This is a genomic window from Sphingomonas hengshuiensis (genome assembly GCF_000935025.1).
GTDB lineage: Bacteria > Pseudomonadota > Alphaproteobacteria > Sphingomonadales > Sphingomonadaceae > Sphingomonas > Sphingomonas hengshuiensis.
Genome location: NZ_CP010836.1, coordinates 1,073,163 through 1,085,420, shown reverse-complemented (window position 1 = coordinate 1,085,420; position 12,258 = coordinate 1,073,163). Strand labels below are relative to the sequence as shown.

Here is a 12,258-nt window from a genome sequence, read left to right as displayed (position 1 = left end):
GCTCAATTCACCAGATTGGAGATCGAGGCGGCGCCGACCAGCCCGCCGAACAGGCTGCCCGAAATGTCGCGGAAGCGCGCCCAGAATTCGCCGCGATTGGCGTCGATCGGAACATAGATCAGGTCGCCCGGCAAGGCCGGCGCCTTCAGCACGCGCTTGCCATCGGTCAACACGGTGCCGTTGGCGCGCACGACGAAGATCTGTTTCCTGTCACCCAGCTTCTGGACGCCGCCCGCGACGCGCACGAAATCGCCGATCGTGTCGCCCTGACGATAGGCGAAGGAGGCGGGGCTCGGCACCGCGCCGAACACGCCCACCGTCACGGGGCGCGAGGGGACGAACACCGTGTCGTTGTTCTCGACCACCAGTTCGCCGGGCAGCGTCTGCGCCGAGACCGGCAGGTCGAACACCAGCCGCCCGCTCGGCTCCCGCGCGCGGAGTTGCTCGACCACCGATTTGATGAGCGCTGCATTGCCCGCCTGCGCGAGCTGCGCGCGGTTGACCGAGGTTACCGGCTGGGCGGTAAGCTGCAACTCCATGTCGCTTACCGCGCGGTCGAAACTGATCTTCTGCTGCGCCTTCACGCTCTCGCGCGTGATGACGCTGGCATAGGGAAAGGCATCGCGCGTCAGGCCGCCCGCCGCGGCGATGACGTCGGCCATGCGCGTGCCGGGGCGGAAATAATAGCGTCCGGGCTTCGCCACTTCGCCGCTGACGGTGACCAGCACCGATTGCTGCTCCAGCGGGCGCGCGATGCCGACATTGGACAGCACCCGGATGATGTCGCCGCGCATCGCCTTGCGCGTCCCCGCCTCGGCGGCGCTGAACTGCTGCCACCCGGCATCGGCCCGGCCCAGCGAATCCAGCACCATCAGCCGGCTGCTGTCGGCCACGGTGTTGACGCCCCCCGCGTACAAGATCGCCTGTTCCAGCGTCTCGCCCGGCGCGACTTCGAAAACCGCCTCATGGTTGACGCTGCCGATCACCGCCACCTGCTCGCCGGCGGGGGCGATATACAGCACGTCGCCGTTCTGGAGCGCAGCGTCGCCGCTCTTATCGCCCTTGAGCAGCAGGTCATACAGGTCGAAGTCCGAGATCAGCCGGCCACCCCGGCGCAGCTGGATCGAGCGGAAGCTCCCGCCCGAGGCGGGGCCGCCCGCCGCCAGCACTGCGTTCACCAGCGTCGACAGGCTGCTGACCGTGTACGAGCCGGGGGCCTGCGCGAAGCCGGTGACATAGACGGTGATGCCGTGCAGCCGCCCCAGCCGGACCTGAAGATCGAACCCGCGATACTGGCGCGACACCTGCCGCGCGATCAGGGCGCGGACGTCGCCATAGCGCACCCCGCCCACCGCGACCGCGCCGACGCGGGGCACGAAGATCCGCCCTTCGCTGTCGATCGTCAGCCGCAAATTGGTCGCCTGCACCGATCCGGTCAGGTCGAGCAGCAGCTCGTCGCCGGGGTTGAGGGCGTAATCGGGGGGCACCGTCGTCGTCGGCGGCGCCGTGAAGTCGCGCGCACCGGGGACGAGCAGGTCGGCGCCAAAGCGGCGCAGCGGCTTGCCGACCACGCCGGAGACAAAGGCTTCGAACTCGTTCGGCGCGGCGGGAGCGGGCCGGGACGGCGGCACCGGCTTGTCCTCGGGGGCCGCCCGCATATCGGGCGCGGGCGCCTCCAGCACGGCTGGGGCGAAGGGGCGCGGCGTCGCCTGCGGAACCGCGACCTGCCCAGCCGCCGCGCTGCGCGCCGTCCCATCGGTCTGCTGCTGCCCGCCACCCGATACGGGCGCGGCGAGCTGCGCCTGCGCGCCCCCCGGCACCAGCGCGAGCGCGGACCCGGCGAGCAACGACGTCCAAATGTTTTTCATGACAGGCAATCTTCTAATGCGATCAACCCGGCCTCGTGGCCGAGCAACAGGTCGGCGCCGATGCGCCACAGGCGGTCATCGGCAGCGGCGAGCACGCCGGTGCCGCTGCCGACGCGATAGGGCTGGCGGTGCCAGTCAGTGACGACGCCCCCCGCCTCGGTCAGCACCAGCACCCCGGCGGCATGGTCCCAGGGCAAGGTGCGCTGGAACAGCGTCAGGTCGTTCACGCCCAGCGCGACGCGCGGGTAGCTCTCCGCCGCGCAACGCGGGATCGGGAGCAGGTCCAGCTCGCGCTCGGCATGGGCATGCACCCGCGCGCAGCGATGGGGGGCGAGAAACTGCGTGCCCAGCGCCGCGACCGGCACCGCCCGTCCGGTGCCCCGCGCGCGCAGCCGCACGCCGTCGCACGTAGCCCCCTTGCCCCGCGCCGCATGGCACAGCCGCCCGGTCAGCGGATCGAGCAGCCATCCCTCGATCGGCACGCCATCCTCAACCAGCGCGATCATCATCCCGAACGGGGCGTCGCCGCGCGCGAAATTGGCGGTGCCGTCCAGCGGGTCGATCAGCCACACCAGCCCCTGCCCGACATCGTCGAGCAGCGCGGGCTCTACCTCCGCCGCCTCCTCGCCCACGATCCGCGCGCCCAGGCCCAGCGCCGCCAGCCCTTCGTGCAGCCGCAGCTCCGCCTCGCGATCGGCGATCGTGACGACTTCGCCGGGGCTTTTCTCCGCGACGTCCCCGTCCGCAAGCATGCGGAAGCGCGGCATCACCACGCGTGCGGCGATACCCTGCATCAATGTCGTCACGGCCTCGCGCAGCGGCATATGTTCAGGCAGCCACGCTCGCGAGCCGGCTCCGCACGGCGGCGGCGCTGCGCTCCTGCATCATGCGGATGCGCGGCGCGTCTTCGTCGGCGATCTCGCGGTAATAGTCGCGCTTGTTCTCCAGCCAGGCCAGCTCGAACGCGACCGCATTGGCGATCCCCGCCTCGAACTGCGCGGAGTCCGCCGCCGCACCGTCGAAGATCACCTTGCGCGTCTCGAACCGATCCAGCCGCACGCTGCGGATTTCGCGCAGCGCCGACCCCGCCTCGACCGCCACCGATCCGCCGACCACCAGCTCCAGATCGTGCGCCGCGCAGGCCTGGGCCACGGTGAGCACCGCATCGGTGATCACCCGCTCGTTGATCGCGCCGCGCGGCATCCCGCGCGACAGCGTGAAATCGACCCGCCCGAACACGATGCCGTCCAGCCCCGCCTTGGCGAGCGGCAGCATCGCGTCCAGGTTCCGGAGGGTCGTTTCGGTTTCGAGGTTGAACAGGAACTGCGTGTCGTGCGTGCCGCGATAGGCCTTTTCGCGCACCTCGATGAACTTCGAGAGCGCGTATGGCGTCTCGACCATCGGCGCGATGATATAGTCGGCGCCATAGAGCCTGGAGGCATGGAGGTCCGACAGCGCCTCGCAACCGCCGATCTTGAGCGCGACCTTCAAGTCGGCGCGATAGGCCAGTTCGAGCAGCCGCAGCAACTCGTCGGGGCGCGTGCCCTCGGCTTCGAACTCGGCCTTTACGGCGACCACGCCAAAGCGGTCGCGGCCCTTTTTGAGCATGTCCAGCATGCGGCGTTCCGTGGAATTCACCTTTACCTCCCGGATGTCATCGACCTGTGCGACTGGAAGATGGGACGGAGCGCACGCGGCGTTTCCGCAAGAAAATCGCACGGGAAAAAATCTTTTGCCCCGGCCCTGCGGGATCGCCGCGACGTCTCCGTCTTTGGGCCGATGCCCTTGCTGTCCGCCCTTCACCTTCCCTGCGCGCTGCTGCTGGCAAACGCGGGTGCGCCCGAGGCATTGCCGGGGGGCAACAGCACCGCGTTTCGCGAACGGATGACGCCCGCCCCCGCGCCGACACGATCCCAGCCGGTCGCGCGCCAGCGGCAGGCCGCACCGGCGCTGCCCCCGCTCTCCTCCGGGTTCGGCGATCGCCGCGATCCGCTGCGCGGTGGGCACCGCATGCACGCGGGCATCGACATACCCGGCGCGCCGGGCACCCCGGTCCAGGCATCGGCCGACGGTATCGTCCGTCGCGCGGGCGCTGCGGGCGGCTATGGCAATCTGGTCGAGATCGATCATGGCGGCGGAATGACGACACGCTATGCGCATCTGTCGCGGCTTCTGGTCGCCGCCGGCACGCCGGTGACCACGGGGCAAACGATCGCGCTGATGGGGTCGACCGGGCGTTCGACCGGAAGCCACCTCCATTTCGAAGTGCGCCTTCACGGCCGCGCGACGGAGCCCCTTGCCTATCTGTCCGGCGATGCCGAGATTGCGCGCACCTCCGATGCTCCAACCGCACCCCATATATCGGCATTCGCCAAGGCGCGCGACGGCGCGAGGTCCGCATCCGATGCGGGGCTGTGATGCCGGCGTGCAGCCCTGTCGCAGTGCCCGCGCGGACCGAACCGGACCGCACGGCGCAACCGCCACGGCACGTCATGCCGGTTGAGGCCGTCGACGGGCTCCAGCGCGTCCTCCTCAGCGAGCGGACGCGGCTGCTGCGCTTCCTCGCCGCGCGCGGTGCGGGCGACGATGCCGAGGATGTGCTGCACGACCTGTGGCAGCGCGTCGCATCGGTGCCGGGCGAGCCCGTTTCCGACCCCCTCTCCTATCTGTTCCACGCCGCAGAGAACCTGATGCGCGACCGCCGCCGCTCGATGCTGAGCCGTGAGCGCCGCCAGTCCGAATGGCACGATATCAGCCTGGGCACCGAAGAGGCGCCGCAGGGCGAACGCACGCTGATCGCGCGCCAGCGCGTGCGCGAGGCGGAGGCGACGCTGGCGGCGCTGGGCCCGCGCGTGGACCAGGCGTTCCGCCGCCATCGGCTGGACGGCGTGGGACAGGCGGCGATCGCGCGCGACCTGGGCGTCAGCCTCAGCTCGGTCGAAAAAGACCTGCAAAAGGCGTATCGCGCGCTCGCCGAACTAAAAGCACGTTTCGATGCGGAATAGCGGCACCGGCTCCGTCCTGTCAGGGAAATGGGCATGACGCGACCTTTCCCTGATACGATCGACGAGACGGCGCGCCGCTGGGCGCTGCGCGTCCAGGACGCGGCGTTCGACGATTGGGACGGCCTGACCGCGTGGCTCGAAAGCGATCCCGCGCATCTGGCCGCGTATGAAACCGCCCTGGACGTCGATGCCTGGGCCGTAGAGCTTCTGACGCAGAAGCGTCCCCCGAGGCCGATCGCCCCCGCGCGCGCGCCATCGCGCAGGCGCTGGTTTGCCGCAGGTGGCGCGATGGCCGCCGCACTCGTCGCAGCCGGAGGCTGGACGGTGCTGGCACCCGCGAGCGGCCCGCGCGAAATCGCGACGGCGGCGGGCGAGCACCGCACCGTCGAACTTGGCGACGGATCGCGCGTGATCCTGAACGGCAATACGCGGATCACCCTGGATCCCAAGGCGCCGCGCGAAGTCGCGCTGGCCAGCGGCGAGGCGCTGTTCCAGATTAGGCATGATGCCGAACGTCCGTTCGTCGTCACCGCCCATGGCACGCGGCTGATCGATGTCGGGACGGTGTTCAATGTCGTGCATGACGGCACGGCGATCGACGTCGCGGTAGCGGAGGGCGCAGTCGACTACAGCGCCGGCCGCCAGCGCATCCGCCTAAATCCGGGCGACGCCCTCTCGCGTTCCGACGCGGTGTCGCCACCGGCGCTGCGCAAGGCAAGCCCGCAGACGATCGGCAGCTGGCAGACCGGCCAGCTCCAATATGACGACGCGCCGCTCGATCAGGTCGCGGGCGATCTGGGCCGCAACACCGGCCAGACGATCCAGGCCCGGCGCGGCGCGGAACGGATGCGGTTCACCGGGACCCTCATGCTGGAGGGCTCCCCCCAACAGGTCTTCGCGCGTGCCGGCCCCTTGCTGGGCGTGCGATTTATCGAGGAAGGCGATAACTGGACGATGGTTCCGGCTAGTGCCCCTCGGCGATAGACTCACCGCCCTCGCTTCCCTTTCCGCCGCAGCCCTGCTGATCGGTGCCCCTGCCTATGCCCAGAGCGAAGGGCGCGCTCGCGTGGCGCCGATCGATATCCCCCCGTCGCGCCTCGACGCGGCGATCCGCCTGCTCAGCGCGCAGAGCGGCGCGAGCATCGGCTTTCGCGACGCCCGGCTCTCGGCACAGCGCGTGCCGGCGGTGCGCGGCCGGTTCACGGCGGGGCAGGCGCTGGAGCGGCTGCTGCTCGGCACCCGGCTGCAGGCGCGACGTGTGGCGCCGAACACCTATCTGATCGAACCCGCGCCCAAACGCGCCGCGCAGCCGCGCCCGCTCGCGCCCCGCGCCCGACGGAACCTGCACCCTCCGAGCTCGCCACCGACGAGATCGTGGTCACAGGCACCAAGCGCGACGTTCCGCTCAGCGTCTATCCCGGGGGCGTCCAGGTGATCGACGGCAGCACCCTCTCCGCAGCAGCAGCCGGCCATGGCAGCGACACGATCAGCACGCGCGCCGCCAGTGTCGTCTCGACGCATCTCGGCCCCGGTCGCAACAAGCTGTTCATTCGCGGCATCGCCGATTCGAGCTTCGTCGGCCCCACCCAGGCCACGGTGGGCCAATATTGGGGCAGCAGCCGCATCACCTACAGCGCGCCCGACCCCAGCCTGCGCCTGTACGACATCCGCAGCATCGAAGTCCTCGAAGGGCCGCAGGGGACGCTATATGGCGCAGGCTCGCTGGGCGGGGTCGTCCGCGTCGTGCCCAACGCGCCTGATCTCGATAGCGTCGCGGGGGCGGCATGGGGCGGCGCGCAGGCGGTGCAGCATGGCCGGCCCGGCGTCGACGGCGGCGGGATTCTCAACCTGCCCATCGTGGAGGGCACGCTCGCCTTGCGCGCGCTCGCCTTCGGCTCCGGCGATGGCGGCTATATCGACGATACCGAGCGCGGGCTGAAGGACGTCAACACGGTGCGCACCTATGGAGGCCGCGCCGCACTCCGCTATGCACCGGGCAACGACTGGACGATCGACCTGAGCGGCGTCGGCCAGCGCATCGACGGCGACGACAGCCAATATGCCGAACGCGATGGCGGCGACGGGCTGAGCCGGGCGAGCAGCATCGCCCAGCCCTTCCGCAACGATTACTGGCTCGCCGATCTGGTCGCACGCAAGCGCTGGGGCACGCTCGAGCTTGCGACGTCGCTGGGCTATACCGGCCAATATGTGTTCGAGCAGTTCCTGGGAAAGGAACTGCCCAATGCCGCCCCGGATGCGATACCAGTCGCGGCCACTGCGTCTTCGGCGTTCGTGCAGACCGACCGGATATCGATGCTGACCGCCGAAACCCGGCTGGCCCGCCGGGGCCCGCACGGGAGTGGATGGGTGGTGGGGCTGAGCGTGCTGCACAACCAGGCGCGCGTGAACCGGCGGATGGACGTCGGCCCGCTGGGCGTCGCGCGCAACGCCAGCATCGCGTTGACCGGCGTGCGCAACCAGGTCGACGAGCAGACGCTGTATGGCGAGGGATCGATCGCCCCGCTCGACCGGCTGATGCTTACGCTCGGAGGACGCCTGACGCACTCGCGCCTTGCGGGGGACTCGCAGGACGTTCTGCGCGTGGTGGCGTTCCGCAAGGACCCGACCGCGAACGCAACGCGATCGGAAACCCGGATGCTGCCCTCTGCCGCACTCGCCTATCGCGCGACCGATCGCCTGACGCTGTTCGGCCGCTACCAACAGGGGTTCCGCCCCGGCGGGATTGCCGTGCGGCTCGATTTCGTCCAGCGTTTCAAGGGCGATCGGGTCGCCACGACCGAGGCCGGCGCGCGCTATACCAGCCGCAATTTCAACCTGTCGCTCAGCGGATCATGGACGGAGTGGCGCGACATCCAGGCAGATCTGATCGACGGGTTCGGGTTTCCGACCACGGCAAATGTCGGCGATGGCCGCGTCCTGTCGGTCGGGCTGTCCTCGCGCTGGCACGTCGCGCCCGGCCTGTCGCTCGACGCCGCGCTGTATCTCAACGACAGCCAGGTCACGTCGCGCACGGCGTTGGCCGCCCTGTCTTCGGACGTGACGCAGGCGAATTTCGATCGGCTGCCCAATGTCGCCGATGCGACCGGGCGGCTGGGGTTCGACTATGCGACGCCGCTGTCGTCGCGACTGGATCTGGGCATCAACGGCTTTGCCCGATATGTCGGCAAATCCACGCTCGGCATCGGCGATATCCTCGGCCAGCTGCAGGGCGATTATCTCGACACGGGGCTCGAATTCCGGGTGGGCAGCAAGCGACGCGCAGTGACGCTGTCGCTTACCAATCTGCTGGACGCCCGCGGCAACCGCTTTGCGCTGGGTTCGCCCTTTCTGGTGCGCGATCGCAACCAGATCACGCCGCTCCAGCCGCGCAGTGCCCGGATCGGGTTCGAAATGGCGTTCTGAAGCCCGGCCCCGCCCGTCGCGGGGCAGGACCGGGGTTAGAATTCAGGCGTGCTTCAACTGGCGCACGGCGTGGTCAGCCGCACGCGCGGTCAGCGCCATGAAGGTCAGCGACGGATTCACGCACGAGACGGAGGCCATCTGTGCGCCATCGGTGACGTACAGATTGGGCGCGTCATGCGCCTGGCTCCAGCCATTGAGCACCGACGCGCGCGGATCGGCGCCCATGCGCGCCCCCCCCATTTCGTGGATCGCGTCGCCGGGGACGTGCTCGCCTTCATAGCTGGTGACATTGGTGAGGCCCGCCGCCCTTAGCATCGCCTCGCCCTGCACCTTGGCGTCGGCCATCATCCGCAGTTCGTTCTCGCGGAACTGTACGTCGAACCGCATCAGCGGCACCCCGAAACGATCGACCTTGCTCGGGTGGAGCGAGACATGGTTGTCGCGGTACGGGAGGCATTCGCCGAACGCGCCCATGCTGAACCGCCACGGCGCATAGCCGCGCATCCCCTGCTTCATCGAAGCGCCGAAGCCGACCGGGCCGGCGGGATCGCGGCGTGCGCTCCCCTGATAGCCATAGCCACGCTTGAACCCGACGCCTTCCTCGCCGCCAATGTTGCGGAAGCGGGGGACATAGACGCCGCCGGGGCGCCGGCCATATTCGATATACTCGCTCATGCCGGGGATCTGCCCTTCCACGCCGACGCGGAAGATGTGATCCATGACATAGCGGCCCAGCGTGCCGCTCGCGTCGAAATGGCTGCGGTCGCTGCCGGGCGCGCGCGAGTTCATCAGAATCTGAGTCGATGCCATCGCCGACGCGCACAGGAACACCAGGTCGGCATGCACCACCTGCGCCTGCCCCGTCTTCGCATCGATATAGCGCACGCCGGTCACGCGCTTTTTTGCGGGGTCATATTCCAGGTTGGTGACCACCGCATCCGACGTCAGCGTCAGCCGCCCGGTCGCCCGCGCGGCGGGAAGCGTCACGGCCTGAGTCGAGAAATAGGCGCCGAACGAACAGCCATTGCCGCACTGGTTGCGGAACTGGCATTTGGTGCGGTTCTGGTCGGGCTTGTCCTCGGTCATGTTGGACAGGCGGCTGTTGATCAGCTTGCGGCCCGGAAACTCGTTTTCGAGCCGCTCCTTCAGCCATTTCTCCGCGATGTTCATCGGCATCGGCGGCTGGAATTCGCTGTCGGGCAGATAGGGCAGGTTCTCGCGCGAGCCCGATACGCCGATGTATTTCTCGACATAGCTGTACCACGGCGCAACGTCGTCATAGCCGATCGGCCAGACGCCATCGATGCCGTCGCGCTTGTTCGCTTCGAAATCCTCCGGGCTCCAGCGGAAGCTCCACCGCCCCCAGATCAGCGACTTGCCGCCGACCGCACCGGGGCGGATCCAATAGAATTTGCTGCCTTCGTCATGGGCATAGGGATTGAGACGGTCGTTGTTGTAGAAGCCCTGGCTGCTGGGCGCGACATAGCCGTACTTGGCGATGAAATAATCGCTGTCCATCAGCGGCTTGGGCATGATGTTCCGCGCGGGAACCTCATAGGCGGGCTTGCCGTCATACGGATAGCCTTCGCCATGCTCCACCATCTTGCCGCGGTCGAGCATGAGGACGCGCAGCCCCTTCTCGGTGAGTTCCTTGGCGGCAAAACCGCCGCTCACGCCCGAGCCGATGACAATTGCGTCGAACCTGTTGGTCGGTGCCACGATCTATCCCCTCCCGATCCGGATTCAGAAACGCAGCGCGCGGAGCGTGGTGAAGCTGGTCGTGATGTCGGGAAGATAGGGCGCGGGCGCCTGGTCGTTCTCGACATAGAAGTGCTTCACGCCCGCGCTGCCCTTCAGCTTGAACAGCGCGGCGAAATCAGTGACGCCGGCGCCAACCGCCGCCATGCTGCGATCGGCGCGCATATCCTTGACGTGATAGGAATAGATGCGGCTGCCCAGGCGCTCGATCAGCGCCGCCGCGCTCTCGCCCGCATATGCCGCCCAATACAGGTCGAGTTCGATCTTCACGAGCGCGGCATCGGTTTCCTTCAGGAAGCGATCGTACAGGCTGACGCCGCCGGGCTTCGTGGTGAACTCGAAATCATGGTTGTGATAGGCAAAGCCGAGCCCGGCCTCTTTCAGCGCCGCGCCAAAGCGGTTGAAGTTGGGCAGCGCCAACTGCCAGCCCTGTTCGGTGCGGTGCTCGTTCGTCATGTATGGCAGCACGACGATGTCGGCGCCGAGCGCCTTGGCGCGCGCGACCGACTTGTCGAAATCGCCCAGCAGCGCGTCATAGCCGACATGGATCGACGGCGCGCGCAGCCCCACCCGATCCATCGTCCGGCGCAGCAGCGCGGGATCCATCCCCTCATAGCCGCCGCCGCCATACTCGACTTCGCGGTAACCGATCCTGGCGACCTGCTCGAGCGTGGCGACCGGGTCCTTCTGGAAGATGTCCCGGACGGTGTAGAGTTGAAGGCCGATCGCCTGGATCCGCGCGGCGTGCGCCGGCGCGACGATGCGATCGGAAAGAGCGATAGCCGCGGCGCCGCTGGCGCCTGCGAGCAGAGTGCGACGGCTGATCATGCGCTATAGACCTTGTTGACCTGAGAATAGGGAAAGGCACCGTTATATTCGCCGGGCACCGGCAGGTATTCGCGCTCCTGCGTGATGCCGATTTCCGACGTGTAATAGCCGGTGATGACCATCTGGCGAAACGCTTCGAAGAAGATCTTTCCGCCTGGCAGCGCGTCATTCATCGCCAGCGTCAGCAGCGCATCCTGCTGCTCCGGCGTGGCCTGCACGCCGGGGACCTTATAGTCCAGGACACTGCGCGCCTCGACCGTGTCGAGCCCCGCGACGATCGGCACGCGGTCCCCGGGCGTCGCCCAATCTGCCAGCAGCTTCTCGATATAGGCCGGGACACCGGCGGCGATCGCGCCCGGCGTGTCGGTGGTGGGGATCACCCGCTCGCTGAGCGCAGTCACCAGGGCGCGCTGGGCCGGGGTGAACACCGCCACGCTGGGCGGCCCTTCGCTGATCGCCGGGGCGGCCGATGCCTGCGCGGCGCGGGCGATCGGCGCGAACACCCCTGCACCGAACATGGCCACTACGCCGGCCAGCGCAGTTCTACGATCGATGATCACTGGGCTTCTCCTCCCATATTCTGCGCGATCGCCGCTTCCGGTAGCGGACGGACCCAGATGTTGCGGAACGACACCGGCGAATCATGATCCTGCAGTTGCAGCGGCGCCGCGTCCGGATGCGCTTCATACTTCGCGATCTGGCGCCACACCGTCGTGCCCAGCATCGCCTGATGGTTCTGCACCAGCACACCGTTCAGGAACGCGGTGATGTAGGCGGGACGCAGCAGCTTGCCGTCCGCCGCGAAGCGGGGCCGCTCGAACACCACGTCATAGCTCTGCCATTCGCCGGGAATCCGCGCGGCGTTGGCGAGCGGCGGCTTCCAGCCATAGATCGCTCCAACGGTGCCGTCGGCATAGGTGGGGTTCTGGTGGCTATCGAGGATCTGCAACTCATAGCGCTGCATGAACCAGATGCCGCTGTTGCCGCGATCCTGCGACGTCTTGGTCGGCGGATTGGGCGAGCGGAACTCAAGGTGCAGTTGCACGTCGCCGAAGCTCTGCTTCGACACGAGATTGCTCTCGCGCGCGCCAGCCACGCGGGCCGGCACGGTCATGGCGCCATCCTTGATCGGCCAGGGTGCCCGTTCCGGCTGCCAGGCATCCAAGGAGCGTCCGTCGAACAGGATGATCGCATCGGACGGCGCGCCGCCGGCTTGCATGGAGGGAGCCACAACCGATGGAGCCGGCCGGTCCGAATCATGCACGTGCCACGTGCCGCCCGGCAGGACCGGCGTGTCCTTGAAACCCGGCTTTTCCTGCGCCGCCGCCGGCAGCGCGGACATCACCGCAAGCCCGGCCACCACGACTGCCATCGTA

Annotated in this window: 12 protein-coding genes; 5 read left to right on the top strand and 7 right to left on the bottom strand. The window is 68.3% G+C overall.

Features of this window, described 5'->3' with window-relative positions; translation table 11 throughout:
- Window positions 1-2: 2 nt before the first annotated feature.
- The 3 genes from TS85_RS04825 to TS85_RS04815 are packed head-to-tail and all read right to left on the bottom strand — an operon-like array spanning window position 3 to window position 3,506.
- A complete protein-coding gene (locus tag TS85_RS04825; RefSeq protein WP_044330764.1) occupies window positions 3-1,868 on the bottom strand; it encodes a polysaccharide biosynthesis/export family protein in 1,866 nt (621 codons plus the stop codon).
- Window positions 1,865-2,674, bottom strand: a complete 810-nt coding sequence (locus TS85_RS04820; protein ID WP_320407145.1) for an inositol monophosphatase family protein — start codon at window positions 2,672-2,674, stop codon at window positions 1,865-1,867. The genes TS85_RS04825 and TS85_RS04820 overlap by 4 nt, the downstream gene beginning before the upstream one ends.
- A gap of 22 nt (window positions 2,675-2,696) precedes the next feature.
- The gene (locus TS85_RS04815) at window positions 2,697-3,506 is read right to left on the bottom strand and encodes an aldolase/citrate lyase family protein (protein ID WP_227698670.1); all 810 of its coding nucleotides are present in this window, start codon (window positions 3,504-3,506) and stop codon (window positions 2,697-2,699) included.
- A gap of 141 nt (window positions 3,507-3,647) precedes the next feature.
- Between TS85_RS04815 and TS85_RS04810 the strand changes: the two genes are divergently transcribed.
- From TS85_RS04810 to TS85_RS04795, 5 genes are all read left to right on the top strand, one after another.
- Complete coding sequence (locus tag TS85_RS04810) at window positions 3,648-4,286, top strand: M23 family metallopeptidase (protein ID WP_044330756.1); 639 nt, start codon at window positions 3,648-3,650, stop codon at window positions 4,284-4,286.
- Window positions 4,287-4,360: 74 nt separating this feature from the next.
- Complete coding sequence (locus tag TS85_RS04805; protein WP_044330754.1) at window positions 4,361-4,873, top strand: RNA polymerase sigma factor; 513 nt, start codon at window positions 4,361-4,363, stop codon at window positions 4,871-4,873.
- 33 nt (window positions 4,874-4,906) lie between these two features.
- Window positions 4,907-5,857, top strand: coding sequence for a FecR family protein (locus TS85_RS26060; protein WP_044335865.1), 951 nt, complete (start codon window positions 4,907-4,909; stop codon window positions 5,855-5,857).
- Window positions 5,858-5,939: 82 nt separating this feature from the next.
- Window positions 5,940-6,308, top strand: coding sequence for an STN domain-containing protein (locus TS85_RS26055; protein ID WP_227698669.1), 369 nt, complete (start codon window positions 5,940-5,942; stop codon window positions 6,306-6,308).
- Complete coding sequence (locus tag TS85_RS04795; protein WP_227698668.1) at window positions 6,248-8,296, top strand: TonB-dependent receptor; 2,049 nt, start codon at window positions 6,248-6,250, stop codon at window positions 8,294-8,296. The genes TS85_RS26055 and TS85_RS04795 overlap by 61 nt, the downstream gene beginning before the upstream one ends.
- A 42-nt stretch (window positions 8,297-8,338) precedes the next feature.
- Here the strand turns inward: TS85_RS04795 and TS85_RS04790 are convergent, their stop codons facing one another.
- The 4 genes from TS85_RS04790 to TS85_RS04775 are packed head-to-tail and all read right to left on the bottom strand — an operon-like array spanning window position 8,339 to window position 12,254.
- The gene (locus TS85_RS04790; protein ID WP_044330753.1) at window positions 8,339-10,015 is read right to left on the bottom strand and encodes a GMC family oxidoreductase; all 1,677 of its coding nucleotides are present in this window, start codon (window positions 10,013-10,015) and stop codon (window positions 8,339-8,341) included.
- A 24-nt stretch (window positions 10,016-10,039) separates the two neighbouring features.
- Window positions 10,040-10,882: a sugar phosphate isomerase/epimerase family protein gene (locus TS85_RS04785; RefSeq protein ID WP_044330752.1), complete on the bottom strand. Its 843-nt coding sequence runs from the start codon at window positions 10,880-10,882 to the stop codon at window positions 10,040-10,042.
- Window positions 10,879-11,439 (bottom strand): gluconate 2-dehydrogenase subunit 3 family protein, encoded by a 561-nt coding sequence (locus TS85_RS04780; protein ID WP_044335864.1) that lies wholly within the window; start codon window positions 11,437-11,439, stop codon window positions 10,879-10,881. Before TS85_RS04780 ends, TS85_RS04785 begins: the two co-directional genes overlap by 4 nt.
- The gene (locus tag TS85_RS04775; protein ID WP_044335862.1) at window positions 11,439-12,254 is read right to left on the bottom strand and encodes a 3-keto-disaccharide hydrolase; all 816 of its coding nucleotides are present in this window, start codon (window positions 12,252-12,254) and stop codon (window positions 11,439-11,441) included. Before TS85_RS04775 ends, TS85_RS04780 begins: the two co-directional genes overlap by 1 nt.
- Window positions 12,255-12,258 lie beyond the last annotated feature (4 nt).